Origin of the sequence: Veillonella sp. S13053-19 (assembly GCF_002959835.1) — a bacterium.
In the GTDB taxonomy this organism is placed as follows: domain Bacteria; phylum Bacillota; class Negativicutes; order Veillonellales; family Veillonellaceae; genus Veillonella; species Veillonella rogosae.
Genome location: NZ_PPDA01000004.1, coordinates 1 through 18,387 on the forward strand (window position 1 = coordinate 1; position 18,387 = coordinate 18,387).

Annotated in this window: 15 protein-coding genes and 2 rRNA genes; 15 read left to right on the forward strand and 2 right to left on the reverse strand. The window is 40.7% G+C overall.

What is annotated here, in order from left to right:
- From VEHSUH06_RS01180 to VEHSUH06_RS01220, 9 genes are all read left to right on the forward strand, one after another.
- Nucleotides 1-114: ribosomal RNA gene (locus VEHSUH06_RS01180) — 23S ribosomal RNA — on the forward strand; the annotation flags it as partial.
- A 74-nt stretch (nucleotides 115-188) separates the two neighbouring features.
- Nucleotides 189-305, forward strand: a 5S ribosomal RNA gene (rrf, locus tag VEHSUH06_RS01185).
- Between the two features lie 490 nt (nucleotides 306-795).
- On the forward strand, nucleotides 796-1,656 hold the full coding sequence (locus VEHSUH06_RS01190; protein ID WP_105097460.1) for a polysaccharide deacetylase family protein: 861 nt from the start codon (nucleotides 796-798) through the stop codon (nucleotides 1,654-1,656).
- An 8-nt stretch (nucleotides 1,657-1,664) separates the two neighbouring features.
- Nucleotides 1,665-2,159 (forward strand): molybdenum cofactor biosynthesis protein B, encoded by a 495-nt coding sequence (locus tag VEHSUH06_RS01195; RefSeq protein ID WP_009352619.1) that lies wholly within the window; start codon nucleotides 1,665-1,667, stop codon nucleotides 2,157-2,159.
- 213 nt (nucleotides 2,160-2,372) lie between these two features.
- Nucleotides 2,373-2,825, forward strand: a complete 453-nt coding sequence (locus VEHSUH06_RS01200) for an Rrf2 family transcriptional regulator (protein ID WP_105081386.1) — start codon at nucleotides 2,373-2,375, stop codon at nucleotides 2,823-2,825.
- 63 nt (nucleotides 2,826-2,888) lie between these two features.
- Complete coding sequence (locus tag VEHSUH06_RS01205) at nucleotides 2,889-4,277, forward strand: cytochrome ubiquinol oxidase subunit I (protein ID WP_105081387.1); 1,389 nt, start codon at nucleotides 2,889-2,891, stop codon at nucleotides 4,275-4,277.
- On the forward strand, nucleotides 4,268-5,287 hold the full coding sequence (cydB, locus tag VEHSUH06_RS01210) for a cytochrome d ubiquinol oxidase subunit II (protein ID WP_105097461.1): 1,020 nt from the start codon (nucleotides 4,268-4,270) through the stop codon (nucleotides 5,285-5,287). The genes VEHSUH06_RS01205 and cydB overlap by 10 nt, the downstream gene beginning before the upstream one ends.
- Before the next feature lie 224 nt (nucleotides 5,288-5,511).
- Nucleotides 5,512-9,126 carry a thiol reductant ABC exporter subunit CydD gene (cydD, locus tag VEHSUH06_RS01215; protein WP_105097462.1) on the forward strand — a complete coding sequence of 1,205 codons (3,615 nt, stop codon included), beginning with the start codon at nucleotides 5,512-5,514 and terminating at the stop codon, nucleotides 9,124-9,126.
- Between the two features lie 210 nt (nucleotides 9,127-9,336).
- The gene (locus tag VEHSUH06_RS01220) at nucleotides 9,337-10,506 is read left to right on the forward strand and encodes a hypothetical protein (protein ID WP_105081390.1); all 1,170 of its coding nucleotides are present in this window, start codon (nucleotides 9,337-9,339) and stop codon (nucleotides 10,504-10,506) included.
- A gap of 84 nt (nucleotides 10,507-10,590) precedes the next feature.
- Here VEHSUH06_RS01220 and VEHSUH06_RS01225 read toward each other — a convergent pair whose 3' ends face one another.
- Nucleotides 10,591-11,175 (reverse strand): DUF805 domain-containing protein, encoded by a 585-nt coding sequence (locus VEHSUH06_RS01225; RefSeq protein ID WP_105097463.1) that lies wholly within the window; start codon nucleotides 11,173-11,175, stop codon nucleotides 10,591-10,593.
- A 21-nt stretch (nucleotides 11,176-11,196) separates the two neighbouring features.
- Entirely contained in the window at nucleotides 11,197-12,030 is an 834-nt protein-coding gene (locus VEHSUH06_RS01230; protein ID WP_009352736.1) for a pyridoxamine kinase, read from the reverse strand.
- Between the two features lie 134 nt (nucleotides 12,031-12,164).
- On the opposite strand from VEHSUH06_RS01230, the gene VEHSUH06_RS01235 reads away from it, so the two are divergent.
- From VEHSUH06_RS01235 to VEHSUH06_RS01260, 6 genes are read left to right on the forward strand one after another with little or no spacing between them, the layout of a single operon-like run.
- Complete coding sequence (locus VEHSUH06_RS01235; RefSeq protein ID WP_105097464.1) at nucleotides 12,165-13,097, forward strand: ABC transporter permease; 933 nt, start codon at nucleotides 12,165-12,167, stop codon at nucleotides 13,095-13,097.
- Complete coding sequence (locus tag VEHSUH06_RS01240) at nucleotides 13,090-13,989, forward strand: ABC transporter permease (RefSeq protein WP_105097465.1); 900 nt, start codon at nucleotides 13,090-13,092, stop codon at nucleotides 13,987-13,989. Before VEHSUH06_RS01235 ends, VEHSUH06_RS01240 begins: the two co-directional genes overlap by 8 nt.
- Nucleotides 13,989-14,969: an ABC transporter ATP-binding protein gene (locus VEHSUH06_RS01245; RefSeq protein WP_105097466.1), complete on the forward strand. Its 981-nt coding sequence runs from the start codon at nucleotides 13,989-13,991 to the stop codon at nucleotides 14,967-14,969. The genes VEHSUH06_RS01240 and VEHSUH06_RS01245 overlap by 1 nt, the downstream gene beginning before the upstream one ends.
- On the forward strand, nucleotides 14,969-15,916 hold the full coding sequence (locus tag VEHSUH06_RS01250) for an ABC transporter ATP-binding protein (protein WP_105097467.1): 948 nt from the start codon (nucleotides 14,969-14,971) through the stop codon (nucleotides 15,914-15,916). The genes VEHSUH06_RS01245 and VEHSUH06_RS01250 overlap by 1 nt, the downstream gene beginning before the upstream one ends.
- 12 nt (nucleotides 15,917-15,928) lie before the next feature.
- On the forward strand, nucleotides 15,929-16,747 hold the full coding sequence (locus VEHSUH06_RS01255; protein WP_105097468.1) for a serine hydrolase: 819 nt from the start codon (nucleotides 15,929-15,931) through the stop codon (nucleotides 16,745-16,747).
- A complete protein-coding gene (locus VEHSUH06_RS01260; RefSeq protein WP_105097469.1) occupies nucleotides 16,744-18,345 on the forward strand; it encodes a peptide ABC transporter substrate-binding protein in 1,602 nt (533 codons plus the stop codon). Before VEHSUH06_RS01255 ends, VEHSUH06_RS01260 begins: the two co-directional genes overlap by 4 nt.
- Nucleotides 18,346-18,387: the final 42 nt, after the last annotated feature.

Genomic DNA, 18,387 nt, shown 5'->3' on the forward strand with positions numbered 1-18,387 from the left:
TCTCATAGCATAAGCTAGTAAGATCCCATGTAGACGACATGGTTGATAGGCCAGGTGTGGAAGAGCCGTGAGGTTTGGAGCTGACTGGTACTAATAGATCGAGGGCTTTACTTAAACAAACATTAAGCAGAAATGTGCAACAAATATATATACTTCTATGTGGTTTTCAGAGTACAAACTCTGACAGATTCAGTGGCGATGGCTATGAGGATCCACCTGTTCCCATCTCGAACACAGTAGTTAAGCTCATAAACGCCGAAAGTACTTGGCTGGAGACGGCCTGGGAGGATAGGAAGCCGCTGATTGACTAAAAGAAAAAGGTCTACCTAAAGGTAGGCCTTTTTCTTTTAGCTAGTCTTCGACTAGCTAACCCTGCTAGAGCCGTCTCCAGCCAAGGTTGTACAATTATTATCTATGGATAATAATTTATTGGACGGCGTGGGAAACCTAGGGCAATAGGGCGTAAAGGAGCGCAGCGACGCGTACGTCCATTGCATCAGGTTCGACGAAGCCCTATAGTTAAGTCTGTACATTGGCATAATGTATTATATATTGCCATGGGCGAGTGTGATAGGAAGCCGCGGCTAGTGGTAGGAAGCAAACTAAATTTATACGGTAACAGGGCACATCGTGCTAATATTACCGAACCTTAAATCATGTGATTAACTCTAAATTTATGCAAATAAGATATTTCATAGACTTCTATGATAATCTTGTGAGGGATTTTGTTGATAATACTGATATACTTGTGGTATTCTCATTATGTATGAAAGTAGATGGGAGTGATTATTTTATATGTATAAATATGGCAAGTGCTGTATTAAAAAGTTTTTATATTTCGTTGTTGCATGTATTACAATATTAGCTGTTTCCATTGGGGCTATGTGGGGACTATCTGCTGATTATAAATTATATGGTGTGCCGGTACTCAATTATCACCAGATAAATGATGAAAAGCACTCTGCTTTAACACTGCATGTAGATCAATTTAAGGAGCAGATGGAATATCTCCATAATCATGGATACAACACGATTACATTAGATCAGCTATACGATTATTTGCAAAATGGTACAGAATTACCAGATAAGCCAATTGTTATTACCTTCGATGATGGGTATGTAGATAATTATACATATGCTTTACCTATATTAAAGGAATACAATATGAAGGCTACATTGTTTATGATTAGCGATGCAGCGAATACGCCTGGATTTGTTAGTACGGAGCAAATGCGAGAAATGGAGGCAGCAGGCTTTGATATTCAAGGTCATACAAATCATCACAAGATACTAACCCATATGGACCCAACGGAGTTGCCAGATGCAATCTTAGGTGGTAAAACCTCTATGGAAGGTATCCTAGGGGAGCCTATCGTTTATTTAGCCTATCCAGGTGGTTTTAATGATATGCTCGTTCAGTATGTTACGAAGCAATCTGGTTATAAGATGGCTTTCACCGTTCAACCAGGTACAGTTAAGCCTGGAGATAATCTCTATGCCTTAGATCGATTAGCTATATTCCAAGGTGATACACCGTATTTATCTTTCTGGTTGCGCCTACATTGCGCACCATTTATTAAGTATTCTTGGGCATTGCGTGATACATTACGCGATAATGGATGGCCAACCTTGGCATCTATTTTGCCTTTATTCTAGGAGGAATTATGTCTTACGAAGTTGTAGCAAGACCATTACGTGTTGCGGTGTTAACTGTTTCTGATACTCGCACATTGGAAACTGATAAAGGGGGCAACAAGGTTCAAGAGTTTTTAGAGCAAGCGAATCATATTGTGGCAGAACGCAAAATTGTTATTGATGATTATGATTCTATTAGAAACGCTATGATTCCGTGGTGCAATGATGAATCTATCGATGTAATCATCTCTACTGGTGGCACCGGTATTGCCATGCGCGATGTGACAATTGAGGCTGTAAATAGCTTGTATGAAAAGCATATTCCTGGCTTTGGTGAAATCTTTAGATATCTTTCCTACACAGAAGATATCGGCACAAAAGCGATGGCTTCTCGTGCGGAGGCTGGAGTGAACAATAATACATTGATGTTCTCTGTCCCTGGTTCTGTAGGTGCTGTGACATTGGCTATGAGTAAACTCATCATTCCTGAAATGGCGCACCTCGTTCGGGAAATTACAAAATAATATGTTGAGACTGCTCATAATGAGCAGTCTTTTTTTAGGTATGAAATATTATCATTATAGATTCTAAATTTGCTATGTGAGACATAAACTAGGGGCATAAAAACTGGTTTGTTTAATTCTCAATATATAAACAATACCATTGCAGTATTGTTTTATTTCGATTATACTAGATTTAGTAATACGTTTGTCCGAGTGCACGAGAAAGGAGACCTTATGAAGTTAAATCAGGCCACGGATTATGCATTTCGCATGGTCTTACATATGGCGATGTTACCTTCGGGTACGAAGATAACAGGTGCTGTATTGGCTGAGCAAGAATTGATTCCAGAACGATTTTTGCTCAAGATTATGCGTAGTCTCATTGCAGCAGGGATTATGAAATCCTTCCGCGGTGTAGATGGTGGGTTTGCCCTCAATCGAGACCCTCAAGAGATTTCATTGCTCGATGTAATTAGAGCGGTAGAAGGGGATGCGTATTTACAACGGTGTTTATATGATGTAGGTTCTTGCTCTAAATCTTGTAAGGGGCATTGTGCTATAAATGAAGCAATGGGGACGATTCAGCATCAATTAATTGGTCAGTTGAAAGAGGTTAACTTTAAAATCCTCGCGCAACGTGAACAAACTATTGTAGCGGGGTCCTTACCTTTTTTACAAGCACAATGATTCAAGGTTTTTTGTAAAAGCTCATCAAGTGATGTAAGTTTTTTATTCTAAGGAGGAAAACACATGTTTGAAGCTGTAGATTTAGCTCGATTACAATTTGCGCTAACATCTATCTATCACTGGTTGTTTGTGCCGTTCACACTAGGCATGACAGTGATTGTCGCTATCTTAGAGTGGACATATGTGTCTACAGGTAAAGAAGTGTACAAAAAAATGGCAAAATTCTGGGGCAAATTGTTCCTAATCAACTTTGCCATGGGTGTGGTAACTGGTATTGTTCAGGAATTCCATTTCGGTATGAACTGGGCAGAATATTCTCGTTTTATGGGTGACATTTTCGGCGCTCCATTGGCCCTTGAAGCATTAATGGCATTTTTCTTGGAATCTACATTCATGGGTGTTTGGATCTTCGGTTGGGACCGCTTAAATAAAAGCGTTCACGCCCTTGTAGCTACGTTGGTAGCATTAGGTACAAACCTATCTGCGTTCTGGATTCTCGTAGCGAACTCCTTCATGCAACATCCTGTAGGCTTTGTATTGCGCAATGGCCGTGCAGAGATGGAAAACTTCCTGACAATTGTTCAAAATGGCTATGTACCTGGCCAATTCTTCCATATCGTGTTGAATGGTCTATTAACAGCAGGCGTAATCATTATGGCAATCAGTGCATGGCACTTATTGCGTAATAATGCGACAGAATTCTATCGTCGTTCTGCTAAATGGGGCATGGTTATTGCCCTTGTATTCGGTACTTTAGGCGCAATGGCAGGTCATCACCAAGGTCAATACATTACAAAAGTACAACCTATGAAAATGGCTGCTATGGAAGCTTTGTGGGAAACACAAGATCCAGCTCCATTCTCTTTAGTTGCTAACATCGATACTAAAGCTCAAAAGAACACAAGCGCTCTTGAAATTCCTGGTGGCTTGTCCTTCTTGACTCAAAACTCCTTCACTTCTGGTAAAGTAGAAGGTATCAAAGATCTTCAAGCTAAAGCTGAAGCTCAATACGGTCCTGGTAACTATATTCCAGACGTTCCAGCAATCTTCTGGACATTCCGTGTCATGGTTGCAGCTGGTTCCCTTATGTTACTTGTTGCATTCGTAGGTCTTATCCTTAATGCAAAAGACAAACTTGTTGAAAATCGCACATTCTTGAAAATTATGTTCTGGATGTTGCCATTGCCATTCATTGCTCACTCCACTGGTTGGTTTGTAGCTGAAGCGGGCCGTCAACCATGGCTTGTATATGGCTTACAATTGACTGCAGACGGTGCTTCTAAATCCGTTACAGCTCCAGAAATTATGACTACAATCATCGGCTTTACACTTGTGTACATCGTAGCAGCTATTGCGGCTATCTACCTTGCTGTAGAACACATCAAAAAAGGTCCAGATGGCAACCCATCTCACGATGTAGTTGAAAAAGAGGAGGCGAGATTATGGAATTAATTTTTAATAACCTTGAAGTGGTATGGTTTATCTTAATTACTGTACTATTCGCTGGCTTCTTCTTATTAGAAGGTTTTGACTATGGTACTGGTATTTTGTTACCATTCATCGGTAAAACTGACGTTGAACGTCGTCAAATGATCAATGCCTTAGGTCCTGTATGGGACGGTAATGAGGTATGGATGATTACTGCAGGTGGTGCATTATTCGCATCCTTCCCTCATGTATATGCTACATTGTTCAGTGGTTTCTACTTGGCGTTATTCTTGATGCTTGCAGCGCTTATCATGCGTGGCGTAGCATTCGAGTTCCGTTCTAAAAGCCCTAACTTGTTATGGCGTAAAACTTTCGACTACTGCATCTTCTTTGGTTCCTTGATTCCTGCATTATTGTGGGGTGTTACGGTTGGTAACTTGATCCAAGGTACGCCAATCGATGCAAGCATGACGTATGTAGGTACGTTCTTTGATTTGTTAAGCCCATACACAGTGCTTTGTGGCATCGCTTTCATCTTGGTATTTACATACCACGGTGGTTTGTTCACTTCTATCAAAACTGCTGGTGCTATTTCTGAACGCGCTCGTGCAGCTTCCTTGGTAGTAGGTGTTCCTACAGCTATCGGTGCATTAGCATTGGTAGGTGCAACTTATGTATTTACAGATTTGTTCAACTCCGTATTAGCAATTATTTGCTTTGCGTTGGCAATCGTGTTCTTCCTTATTTCTTGGGGCGCAACACGTACTCGTAATACAAAATGGGGCTTTGTATTCAGCTCCTTATCCGTTATTTCTGTAACGGCTGCTTACTTTGCTGGTTTGTTCCCTCGCATCATGGTTTCTTCTTTGAATCCTGAGTGGAGCTTAACTATTACAAATGCAAGTAACTCTACTTACACATTGACATTGATGACTTGTGTAGCTTTCGTATTTGTGCCAATTATCTTGGTGTACCAAAGCTGGGTATACTGGACATTCCGTCATCGTGTAACAGAAAAAGACTTACACTATTAATAGAATAGCTTTATAACTCTGGTGAGTTGTAAAATTTAGGTCTCAATGTGAGGCGTGCCGTAGCGGCACGCCTCTTTTTTGTGGTAAGATGAATAATATTGATAAATTTAGATTCATTTGGACTCAATTAGATTATAGTTTAGCTTAATCTGAGTACGACCTAGATAGAGGAAATCTAATCAATTTGATTTTATATTTTTAGTAGTTTTACCGTAGAGGATAATATGATACAGCGTACCGCTTTTAAAGCGCTGCTAGAACATAAAGGTCAGCTTTTAATACTGGGATTAACTTGCTTAGTAGAAAGTCTGTCCATTGTTGGGCAAGCTTGGTTCTTTGGAACCTTAATTAATAATTTTATATTTTTAGAGAATACCTTAGCTGATGAGATGAATACAATCTTGTATTTGGCTATTGCCATTATTGTGCGATTGTTAGCTCATTATATACAAGAGGCTGTGGCAAATCGTTTGGGCACTGCAGTGAAAGCATCTTTTAGAGAGCTTGCCTTAGAGCATATGTTTAAGCTTGGTGTACAGCATAAGGAGCGTCACGGTGATGTAATTCATTTGCTTACGGATGGTTTGGAACAGGTTGATGCTTATATAGCTCGTTATATTCCTCAAATCTTATACGCTATTATGATTCCGCTCATCATGGGGATTGCTATCGTAGATGCATTACCGATTATTGGTATTATCTTGATTGTTACGGTGCCATTGATTCCATTCTTTATGATTCTAATCGGTAAGCAAGCTGATCGATTGAATAAAGAGCAATGGGAGCGCATGAGCTTTTTGTCAGGGCATTTCTTAGATGTATTGCAAGGGATTACTACGCTTAAATTATTTGGTCGTGCAAAAGATCAAATTAAAGTTATTGGTCGCTTATCTGAGGAGTTTAAAGATTCTACTTTAAAAGTATTGCGCGTAGCATTCTTATCAGCATTGGTGCTAGAACTAGTAAGCACCATTAGTACGGCCTTAATTGCAGTATATTTAGGCTTAACCTTGCTAGATGGTGAGATTGCCTTCTTCCCAGCGTTCTTTATTTTGCTATTGGCACCAGAGTTTTATACACCGTTTAGACAATTGGGTGCTGCTTTCCACACGGGAATGGCAGGTAAAACTTCAATTTTAAAATACGAAGACTTTATGAATCGTGAACCATCCTTACCTGTTGGTGGGACCACAAGATTAGATGGTTCTGTAGAATGTATTGAGATTAAGGATTTAACTTTTACCTATAAGAATAGTGATAATGGAGTTCGGCATATAACGCTTGAGGCTAAACGCAATGCACCTATTATGCTCGTTGGTGAAAGTGGGGCGGGCAAGTCCACTATTGCACATATTGTAGGCGGGTTCTTGCAAGCGCCGCGTGGTACAGTAACAGTAGATGGTCATGATATATGTGATTTAAATATCGACTGGTGGCGTCAACAAATTACCTATGTATCTCAACATCCACACATTATGAAAGGTACCTTGCGTGGGGTTCTATCCTTTGGCATGGATGTAAGTGATAAAGAAATTCTTGATGCTTGTAAAGAGGTTCAACTCTTAGATGTCATCAGTCGTCATGCTGACGGTCTTGATGCGGTCATCGGAGAAGGTGGCTTAGGTTTAAGTGGCGGTGAGCGTCAACGGGTTGCCTTAGCACGTGCATTCCTACGGAAGGGGCAGGTGCTGATTCTCGATGAAGTAACGGCCCACTTAGATGTAAAAACGGAATCTATCATCAGTACAGCTATTCAACAATTGATGAAGGATAAGATTGTCATCATTATCGGGCATCGCTTACAAACGATGCACTGGGCTTCTAAACTATATGTTTTAAAACAAGGCATCATTATTCAACAAGGCTCTTATGAAGAGCTAGTTGCTGTGGATGGTTATTTTAAAGACCTCGTAGCATCTGGCTTGGGACAATTCTCTTCTGCCATAGAAGAAGAATTAAAAGCAGGTAAATATTCAACTGCGCAACATATAGCTGTTATGGATGAAACTCTGAAACAGGCGTGTATTACTGATGCTAAGAAACAGGAAATTATTACTGATGCGGTGACTAAATCATCTACACTTGATAAACATGATGTGAAGATACAAAAAATGGGCTTACAAGGGTGGAAGCTATTATTCGCAGTTCTAAGTCCTGCTAAGTGGTCTTTAGTGTTAGCCTTGATATTTACATTCCTCACGGTCTTCATGAATGTAGGTTTGTTAACTGTTTCATCTTGGTTATTAGCGTCGGCTGCGTTACAACCCGGTCTTACCTATTTAAGTCTTGCCATCGTAGGGGTTCGTTTCTTTGGTGTTAGTCGTGCAGTATGTCGTTATTTTGAACGTTACACCTCGCATCGTATGGCCTTCCAAGGCCTCTATGGTTTGCGCCTGTGGTTCTATGCACATTTGGAGCCATTAGCACCGGCTATTTTAAAACGCTTTGGTGCTGGTGATATGCTAGGTCGCATTATGGGGGATATAGAGGTATTACAATTCTTCTACTTGCGAACTCTGATTCCACCTGTAGCAGCCATTGCTTTGACTGCATTAGTTGCTTATGGAGCATCTACGATTGATGATAGCTTGGTTATGCCAATTTTAATGGCCGCTCTTGTTTTAGGGGTAGTAGTACCATTAGTTGTTTACGCCCATAATAAACAATCTCTACGTGCCATTGGGCCTCAACAAGGAGACTATAAAGCACTGTTAAGTGATACTATGGATAGCCTCGAAGATGTTATTAGCTATGGCAATGAAAATCTTGTATATAAACGAATTCAACAGATGATGAGACATGTTGACGGTCATAAAGGAACTATTGATCGGGGTATGAACTTAGGCAACACATTATTCCTAGGCGGCGTTCAGTTAACTGTTGTTGTGGTAGCGATTATGGCTGCTAATGCATTAACTGGGGCGTGGGCCAGTGTAATGGTTGCGGTAGCCGCTATTGGTACGCAAGCTTGGTTTGAAGCGTTACAACCGATGATTGCAGCGGTCCATCACGGTGCTGAAAGTAAAGTAGCCACAAGCCGTCTTATAGCACTTGCAAATGAGCCGTTACCGGTTGTGGAGCCATTAGAGCCTAAGCCTTTTAATCCGAATCGAGATATTACTTTTACAAATGTATCCTTTGGCTATGATCATGCGCATACTATCTACGAGAACCTTAGATTGGATATTAAACAAGGTCAGTCGATTGCCATCGTGGGTGCCAGTGGTTCCGGTAAGACTACATTATTTAATATGCTAGAGCGTTTATATGATTACAACGGCTCTATCCATGTGGGGGATGTAGAATTAAAGGATATTTCTATGGATACCTGGCGTAATGCATTAGGTACCATTACTCAGGACACCTATATTTTCCATGCGTCCTTTTGTGATAACATTCGCCTTGCCAGACCGGAAGCAACAGCTGATGAGTTAGAGCAAGCCATACACCGTGCATCCTTGCAAAATGTTGTAGATAAGCTGTCCGATGGTATACATACAATCGTTGGTAGTGGTGGACATGGACTAAGTGGCGGTGAACGTCAACGTGTGGCGTTAGCGAGATTATTTTTGCGAAACCCTCAAATTGTTTTATTAGATGAGCCACTAGAAGGCTTAGATCAAGTAACTCGAAAAGCTTTACATCGCGATTTGATGCACTACGTAGAAGGTAAAACATGCTTATATATTACGCATCAACTAGAAGGTTTAGAACAAATGGATCGCATATTGTTTATGGATAAAGGTGAAATTGTAGAAGATGGCACCTATGAAGAGCTCATTGCGTTGCGTGGTCATTTCTACGAATATTGCTATCTATCTATGGCAAGTATTCAATAAAAATTAATATCAGTAAAAGTATCTATTATAATTATTAACTTATAATAGGTAGTATATTAAAGTACAGTAATAAAGCCCCTTGCGCTATGCGAAAGGGGCTTTATGTATACCTATATTTAATAGTAGATATGGGAGTCTTTTATCGATAAATCATGCAGTATATGGTATAATTTTTATATCGAAAGCTAATTTCTCACCCTTGGAGGGGTTATGACTAAAATTTTCACCAAATTAAGAGCTTTGGTGGATGAAGCATTATCTGATCGTGATACGGCGGTAAATAAGGAGCCTATTATAGAAAATACTCCTTTAGAAGAAGATTTGTTTGACCATCGGTTGCTATATATAGAGGAAGACACTATCAATCGTATGTTGCGTGCCGCTCTTCGCAATCACTGGTTCTTTTATGCTGTAACATTTGAATTTGAACCAAATAACCAAATATTCCTATCCATTATTACTAAATGGGGGAATGTGATTAATGTGGAATTCACCTTAGAGGATCTATGGTTTGATGATTACTCATCATCCTTTGCGATTCGCCTTGATACAAATAATATAGATACAGGTGGGTTTATTTTAAACTCCCTTTTACATTTAGTAGGTAACTGGTGCCTCAGCCTATTTGGCGTATTCTTTAATCCTATCGCATTAGGTGAAAAGGGTTCTACTGTACGCTTTGAGAAAAAAGGCATTATTCAATTTGACCTATTACCAAATACACAAGTAAAGAAATTTATACCGTTACCAGAACGCCATATTGGTAGTAATGGTCCCGTTCTTTTGGGGAATCCTCGTACTAGTCAATCTGTATTGCAGCTTGATTACTATGCATTCCATGATCCAGTAGATACCTTTACGGTACCAGATGTACCAACTCGTACTAGTTGGCTACGTTCTATCGATATTGCGGCGGTTCTTTTATTGCCGATTGGTGTATGGATTACCTTTGTTATCTTGCATCATTACTTGCCAACTGAAACGTTGGAGTTCTCATTCTCCACGTACTTCTTAATTTCTTTAGGGATTTTCATCATTTCCTTCTTGGTTATGAATATTCCGCGGTATTTGTACATGTATTTTGACTCTCGTAAACAGTGGCAAAGTGCGTTTGTACATAATAATATTAAGATTCAAATGCGCAAGCTCCATCGTCGCATCTTCATGCAGCAGGCTACGCTGACCTCTGACTGTGATGAGTGTACTGCTAATGAAAGCCAAGAGCGAATTAAACATTTGTTGTTACAAATTCGCGACAAGCGATTCCTCGCTAATCGACTTAAGATTGCCGATGATGATAGAGCCCGTAAACAAAAGGTTAAGTTTATCATCGCCTATATTGGTTGTACATTAATTGAGTTAATGTTGATCATGAACTAAATGGTTTTAACAACATAAGAAAGAAAAAACGTATCTCTTTAGAGATACGTTTTTTCTATTTCATGATTAAATTTTCTTATCGTTTTACCGTTTTTTACGACGTTTACGGACTGCTTTTCTAATTTCTCGCTCTGTTTCTGTTTTAGATTGTTGCATCGACTCATAAGTTGGTCGATTTACAGGCATAAATGGTGGGTTACCATATTGGTTCGGTTCTGGCTGACCAGGCAATACCCAGAATAGGAAACCGATGAGCCATATGAAGAGCTCAAGCAAGTAATTGAATGGAGATACAGCAGAGTAGGTATTGATGAAGATCATAATGACCGACCAGAGAATCCCTGCCCATGCATTAAAGCCGATGTCGTGAATACGACGACCAAATAAAATGCAAGATAATGGGAAGAGGGCTGCTAGTAAAATCCAAATAATAACTCTTGTAAACCAGTATGCAGGTAAAGAGACAACAAAGTCCAAGAATAGATCATCGATATAGTGGACGATGTGGAATAGAATCATCAGAGCGATAAAGCATATGATGAATTGTAGTCGATTTAACCGTCCCGTCAGGTTAAAAATCGATAAGCCCATGCGACGCCCTTGGAATGCAATGAGTAAACCGATGGCACATATGAGCAATGTTCGTAATACAACATAGAGTAAATCCATAAGTTCCCCTTTATGTATAGCTTATAGTTGAGTTAATTCTGGCAAGACTAGCTCAAATGCTACACCATGTTTCATTGATTTTACAGTATCTACTGTAGCTTGAATTGCTTTAGTAGTAAAATTCATTGCCAGTTCTGCTGCATCATAAGGTGAATATCCCCTCATTACTGCACCTGATAATACAGCGGTGAAAATATCTCCGGTTCCTGTTGCTTTTACAGGGACAAGAGGTATAGAGTAGGTTTTTAAAAAGTCTGTAGGCCCATCATAGACGGCGATGACCGCATGTGTTTCAGATGGAACGCTTGTCATGATAACCATGTCAGGCCCCATGTGATGTAATTGTTTACAACGGTCACGCAATTCATCATCATTAATAGGATCTGTAGAAAATGGAATATCTAATAAGAAGCAAGCCTCTGTATAATTGGGCTTTACAATATGAGCCTTGGAAACAAGTTGGCGCATAGCGACCACCATATCAGGAGTGTAGATTGAGTAGAGGCGACCATCGTCCGCCATAGCTGGATCGACGATGACCATTTGTCCATTGTTGCCAAAACGGTCGATTGCTTCCTCCACAAGGTGGATTTGTTCTGGCGATGCCAAGAAACCGCTTACAATAGCGTGAAAGTCGATTTCATTTTTATCCCAACAGTCCATGAAATCCCTCATGTGAGCCGATAAATCTACAAACTCATAATGAGGGTACTCCAAGTGATTGCTCAAAACGGCTGTAGCCAAAGGTACTGCCTGGCAGCGCATAGCACTGATGATGGGAATCATAACGGTTAGGGCACAGCGGCCGATTGAGCTCATATCTTGAATTGTTAATACTCTAGGTACTGCTGTCATAGACACCTCCAATTAATTATATATTTTATTGTACGTTATGTACGGCTTTCTGTAAATGTAATGATGCTATTCATGAAATTAACTTCATAATGTAGTATAATAAAACGGATAGACTTTTAATGGAGGATAGTGAAATGACAAGGTATGTATTTCGACGCCTAGGTGGCGCAATCATAATCTTATGGGTCATCATTACCGTAACATTTGCGTTAATGCACGCAATTCCGGGGGGACCTTTTACAACAGAAAAGAAATTGCCGCCTCAGGTGAAAGCAAGCATCGAAGCAAAGTATCATCTTGATGATCCCGTGTGGAAACAGTATGGAGATTATTTAGGTGGTGTTATTACCGGCGATTTGGGGCCATCATTTAAGTATGAAGGTCGTAGTGTGAACGATATTATTAGTGATGCATTTCCAATTTCTGCTCAGCTAGGTTTGTTATCTTTAATGGTAGCTGTAGTGGGTGGTATTACAGCGGGGGCGATTAGTGCCATGCGACCGAATAGTATTGTAGACTATGCTGTGACCGTGTTATCGACATTGGGAATCTCAGTGCCTACATTTATTATCGGTGCTGTCCTTGTATATGTAGTGGGCTTTGAGCTTGGGTGGTTTCCAGTAGCTTTCTGGCGCGGTCCATCGTATATGGTATTACCCGTTTTAACATTGGCTGCACAACCGATGGCATTCATTGCTCGTTTAACGCGCAGTGGCTTATTAGATGTGTATCAACAAGAATATATTCGTACTGCTCGTGCGAAAGGCTTAGGGTCTTGGACTATTTTGACGCGTCATGCACTAGGCAATGCGATTTTACCAGTTATTACATACTTAGGCCCATTGGCGGCGAGCCTCTTAACAGGTAGCTTTATTGTAGAAACGATTTTTGCTATTCCTGGTCTTGGACAGTATTTCGTAACATCTATTTATAACCGTGATTACACTGTTATTTTGGGCATTACAATTTTCTATAGTGCGCTAGTAGTATTTCTTAATATTTTAGTGGACATGATTTATCCATTAATCGATCCACGTGTTACGACAGAGGAGGGGACAGATGAATAAGGAAGATTTTTTACCTATTGAACGGACCCCTCAAGAAGAACTGACTAGTTTTATTAAGCGCCCTAGTAAATGGGAGCGGTTCAAGGTGAATCGTTTGGCTGTAGTAGGGGCAAGCATCATTCTCGTGATGATTGTAGTGGCTATTTTAGGACCCCTAATTTCGCCTTATACTTATGCGGATCAATCCTTAATCGATGCCAACCAAAGTCCAAGTTTTAGTCATTGGTTTGGTACTGATACATTAGGCCGCGATATTTACACTCGCGTTATGTACGGTGCTCGCATTTCTTTGACCATTGGTTTTGTGGCTGCCTTTATCAATCTTGTAATTGGCGTTGCTTACGGTGGTATTGCAGGTTACTTAGGCGGCAAGGTTGACCGCATTATGATGGGTATCGTAGATGTTTTGTACGGTATTCCACTCTTGTTATACGTGATTTTGTTAATGGTTGTACTAGGCCCTGGCCTTACATCTATTTTCGTAGCATTGGGCATCGCGTACTGGCTTAATATGGCCCGTATCGTACGTAGCCAAATTTTGAAAGTTAAAAACGAAGAATACATCATAGCTGCAGAAGCTATGGGTATTCCAAAGCATCGCATTTTATTGCGTCATATTTTGCCTAACTGTGTTGGTCCAATCATCATTACCTTAACATTGGCCATTCCAGAGGCTATTTTTACAGAAGCATTCCTTAGTTTTATCGGTTTAGGTGTAAACGCACCGATGGCGAGTTGGGGTGTATTAGCTTCTGAAGGGATTAGTAGCATGCGCTCTTATCCATTCCAATTGATTTTCCCTGCTGTTGCCATTAGCGTTACCATGCTTGGTTTCGCATTCCTTGGCGATGGCTTACGCAATGTATTAGACCCTAAGGAAGGAGATAGATAATGAATAACGCAATTGTTGATGTGCGCAATGTGTCCATTACCATCGAAACCTTTCAAGGTCCATTACGAGTGATTCGCAACCAAGATATTTCCTTACAGCCTGGTGAGATTTTAGGGATTGTAGGTGAGTCTGGTTGTGGTAAATCTGTTATGGTGAATTCCTTAATGGGTTTGTTGCCATATGGTAAGACTAAAATTAAAGCGGACAAATTCATGATTGATGGTCATGATTGTTTAGAATTTACTGAAGATGACTGGAATGAACTTCGTGGTACTACAGTTGCCATGGTATTCCAAGATCCTATGACCTCTTTAAACCCAATTATGACGATTGGTGAGCAAATGTATGAGGTTATTCATCGTACTAATGCCTATGGTGAAGATTACGATGAAAGAGCCATAGCCATCAACTTATTGAAGAAAATGGGCCTTTCTACGCCGGAAAGACGTTTATCTCAATATCCTCACGAGTTGAGTGGTGGTATGCGCCAACGGGTATGTATCGCCATGGCTGTAGCAGGTCGTCCAAAGATTTTGATTTGTGATGAGCCTACAACAGCACTTGATATTACTACAGAGGCACAAATTTTACGCCTTATGCAAACATTAGCCGTAGAGGCTGGTATTGGTATTATCTTTATTTCTCACAACTTACGCGTTATCGCTCAAATTTGTGATCGCGTTATGGTTATGTATGCAGGTAAATGCGTTGAGTCTGCTACGGTAGAAGGTATCTTTAACGAACCTCGTCATCCCTATACCTTAGGCTTATTACTAGCATTGCCGCAAGGTAAATGGCATGGTGAGTTGAAAGCCGTTGAAGGTCAACCGCCAGATCTATTTGATTTGCCGAGAGGCTGTGCGTTTAACCCGCGTTGTAAATGGGCTATGCGCATTTGTGGTAATCGGATTCCTACGGTTACAAATGTTGGTGAGAATCATCAATTTACATGTTGGTTAGCTAAGTTGGAGGGACTTTAATGAGTTACGTATGGGAGACTGACAATCTCGTTAAAGAGTTCACCCTGTCAGGTGGCTTGTTTAAGCCAAAACACACGGTACACGCTGTACAAGGCGTGAGCCTATATCAATCACCTGGGGAAACCCTTGGTATCGTAGGTGAGTCTGGATGTGGTAAATCTACTTTTGGTTACACTTTGATGGGTTTACATCAAGCTACATCTGGTTCCATTTATATGAATGGTCGTCACATTGATCCTTATATGGAGAGACAAGCTGTTCATCCAGTGATGCAAATGGTATTCCAAAATCCTTACGCATCCCTTAATCCACGACTTACGGTCAATGCTATTTTAGAAGAGCCTTTAGAGCTGGATCCAAAGTATACACCGCGTGATCGCGTTATTCGCGTAAAAGAGGTGCTCGACCAAGTTGGATTAAATATGTCCTTTGGTGAGCGTTACGCTCATGAATTATCTGGCGGTCAACGCCAACGTATCGGTATTGCACGGGCTCTCATTATGCAGCCTCAATGTATCATCTGTGATGAACCGATTTCTGCACTAGATGTATCGATTCAAGTGCAAATTATGACATTGCTTGAACGTTTACAAGCAGAGCATGGCATTTCGTACCTCTTTATTTCTCATGATTTAAACATGGTGCGCTACATTAGTCATCGCATGGTTGTTATGTATTTAGGTGCTGTTATGGAAGAAGGTCCAGCATTGGACTTGTATGAATTCCCACAACATCCATACACCCGTGCCTTGACGGCCTTAAATGGCCCAGTTATGCCACATGCACCAATTGGGGCCCCTCTAAAAGGAGACCCACCAAATCCACTAGATCCGCCAAAAGGCTGTTTGTTTAGTGGTCGCTGTCCAGAAGCGGAAGGTCGTTGCTTTACAGAGCGTCCACCACTTCGCGATTGGGCTGATCGCCGCATCGCATGCTGGCACATATAATGGGAGAATAGTATGGAAAAACTAATTGTTGGTAAGTCCTTAGAAAATCAACTTGATACGGTTATTAAAGAATTGGCACCTACAGGGAATATATCCTATGTAGTATTGCAATTTGATGATGAAGAAGAACCGACACTTATCGCATCTAAAGGTGAACATACAGTTCATTCCAGTGCGAGTTTGATTAAGGTGCTCATCATGGAATATGTCTTTCATTTAGCTCGCACTGAGCAGTTGGACCTTAATGATACGGTGCCTTTATCTAAAACTCCACGCGTTGAAGGTGGTGGGGCACTGCAAGAGCTTGTAGGTAAACATAGCTTTACGTATCTTGAGTTATGCCGTCTCATGATGGTGCTCAGCGATAATATAGCAACGAATTTGCTCATCACTGTACTTGGTATGGAAAATATTAATGCTCGTGCTGAGAAACTCGGTGTTGATGAGATTGAATTAAATCGTATGATGATGGACTTTGATGCGTTAGCTGAGGGTCGAGATAACCATATGACTGCTATGGCCTTAGCTCGTCTTTATAAACACATTTTTGAATATCGTGATAGAGATGCGTATGGCTGTGAAATGTGGAATATTTTAGGTCGCCAACAATTCCGTGATATCTTGCCATTTTACTGGGGCGAAGGCGTACGCTTTCACCATAAAACAGGTTCCCTTGATCGCGTAGAGCATGATGGGGGCGTGTTAGAAACGTTAAGAGGTCATTTTTGCTTTATCTTGTTGATGAGCGATATTGATAATGACCGCGGTAAAGAGTTAGGCGCTCAAGTTGGGCGTATCATGAAAGTATTTGTAGAGGAAGCATTGCCATGATGGATAAACGAAATTTGTTAAAACTCATGGTCCTTGCTCTTGGGGTGAGTGTGCTCTTGTTTGTATTTGGTTACCCTCGCGGTGTTCAACCAATCGACGAGCATACAATCCGTTATGTTATTGAGCAGGAACCATCCACATTGGATCCCGCAAAGTCTACTACCTCTCCGGAGGCTACGGTTCAACTTCAACTATTTGATGGTCTAGTTCGTCTTAATGATGAAAGTGAACCAGAAGCAGCACTTGCAAAAAAATGGGAAATCTCCGATGATGGTCGCGAGTATACCTTCCATTTACGACCTAATTTGAAATGGTCTAATGGAGAGCCTTTAACGGCTCATGATTTTGAATACGCTTGGAAACGCGTATTAGACCCTGAAGTCCATGCGGACAATGCATATATGTTATATGTATTAAAAAATGGCGAAGCCTTTAATGGTGGCGACGCTAAAGCAGAAGATGTTGGTGTTAAGGCCATTGATGACGATACATTGGTAGTTACCTTAGAAAATCCAACAGCGTATTTCTTAAAATTACTAGCATCTCATAGTTTCTATCCAGTGAGCAAAAAGGCTGTAGAGGCTCATGAAAATTGGGCAGCTAATGCAGAAACTATGGTGTCTAATGGTCCATACCGCTTGCTATCTTGGAAGCATAATGGGGAAATGGATTTTATTAAGAATCCTAACTATTGGGATGCAGAATCTGTGAAAACAGAGAAGATGAATTGGCCTATTAGTGAATCCCAAAGCACACGCCTTACATTGGTTGAAGGTGGCGAGGCAGATATGATGGTTGAGCCCCCTGTAGCGGATCAAAAACGCTTAGAAGAGGCGGGTCTATTACATATCGGTCCTATGCTTGGTAACTATTACTACGTATTTAATGTAAAGGCTGACCCTTTCACAAATCCAGATGTACGTAAAGCATTCTCCATGGTTATTAACCGCGCGAACATCGTTAACAACATTGTTCGCGGTGGTAAAGAAGCGGCCTATGCCTTCGTACCGTATGGCATGCTAGAAAGTAATGGCCGTGAAGACTTCCGTGAAGCTGGTAGTTATTTGGTTTACGAAGACGTAGAACAAGCTAAAGATATTTTGAAGAAAGCTGGTTACGATAAGAACCATCCATTACCTCAAATTACGATTTTGTATAATACAAGCGAGTTGCATAAATCCATTGCCGAAGCGATTCAAGATGCATGGGTAAATGCCTTTGATGCTGATGTACGCTTACAAAATCAAGAGACAAAGGTATTCTTGGCAGATCGTGAAGCTGGAAAATACCAAGTAGCTCGTGCTTCTTGGGTTGCTGACTATAGTGATCCGCAAAACTTCTTAGAAGTATTCTCTGCAGAAGACAATGATGGTCAGTACCACAGTGATGAGTACAATGAATTAATCGCACGGATTCGTACAACGCCAAATGGTGCAGCTCGTGATGCACTGATGCATGAAGCAGAAAAGATGATTTTTGATGAATCTCTTGTAATGCCGTTGTACTTCACAACACAACCTTATGTAACAAACGGAACGATTCAAAATTATTTCTGGACTACATTAGGCCTTGTTGACTTTAAAAAAGCATACAAATAAGATACACTTAAGACGTACACTATGTGTACGTCTTTTGTTGTA

Excerpts from the sequence above, each read along its gene's own strand:
- VEHSUH06_RS01190 (WP_105097460.1), top strand. The coding sequence starts at position 796 with ATGTATAAATATGGCAAGTGCTGTATTAAAAAGTTTTTATATTTCGTT.
- VEHSUH06_RS01195 (WP_009352619.1), top strand. The coding sequence starts at position 1,665 with ATGTCTTACGAAGTTGTAGCAAGACCATTACGTGTTGCGGTGTTAACT.
- VEHSUH06_RS01200 (WP_105081386.1), top strand. The coding sequence starts at position 2,373 with ATGAAGTTAAATCAGGCCACGGATTATGCATTTCGCATGGTCTTACAT.
- VEHSUH06_RS01205 (WP_105081387.1), top strand. The coding sequence starts at position 2,889 with ATGTTTGAAGCTGTAGATTTAGCTCGATTACAATTTGCGCTAACATCT.
- cydB (WP_105097461.1), top strand. The coding sequence starts at position 4,268 with ATGGAATTAATTTTTAATAACCTTGAAGTGGTATGGTTTATCTTAATT.
- cydD (WP_105097462.1), top strand. The coding sequence starts at position 5,512 with ATGATACAGCGTACCGCTTTTAAAGCGCTGCTAGAACATAAAGGTCAG.
- VEHSUH06_RS01220 (WP_105081390.1), top strand. The coding sequence starts at position 9,337 with ATGACTAAAATTTTCACCAAATTAAGAGCTTTGGTGGATGAAGCATTA.
- VEHSUH06_RS01225 (WP_105097463.1), bottom strand. The coding sequence starts at position 11,175 with ATGGATTTACTCTATGTTGTATTACGAACATTGCTCATATGTGCCATC.
- VEHSUH06_RS01230 (WP_009352736.1), bottom strand. The coding sequence starts at position 12,030 with ATGACAGCAGTACCTAGAGTATTAACAATTCAAGATATGAGCTCAATC.
- VEHSUH06_RS01235 (WP_105097464.1), top strand. The coding sequence starts at position 12,165 with ATGACAAGGTATGTATTTCGACGCCTAGGTGGCGCAATCATAATCTTA.
- VEHSUH06_RS01240 (WP_105097465.1), top strand. The coding sequence starts at position 13,090 with ATGAATAAGGAAGATTTTTTACCTATTGAACGGACCCCTCAAGAAGAA.
- VEHSUH06_RS01245 (WP_105097466.1), top strand. The coding sequence starts at position 13,989 with ATGAATAACGCAATTGTTGATGTGCGCAATGTGTCCATTACCATCGAA.
- VEHSUH06_RS01250 (WP_105097467.1), top strand. The coding sequence starts at position 14,969 with ATGAGTTACGTATGGGAGACTGACAATCTCGTTAAAGAGTTCACCCTG.
- VEHSUH06_RS01255 (WP_105097468.1), top strand. The coding sequence starts at position 15,929 with ATGGAAAAACTAATTGTTGGTAAGTCCTTAGAAAATCAACTTGATACG.
- VEHSUH06_RS01260 (WP_105097469.1), top strand. The coding sequence starts at position 16,744 with ATGATGGATAAACGAAATTTGTTAAAACTCATGGTCCTTGCTCTTGGG.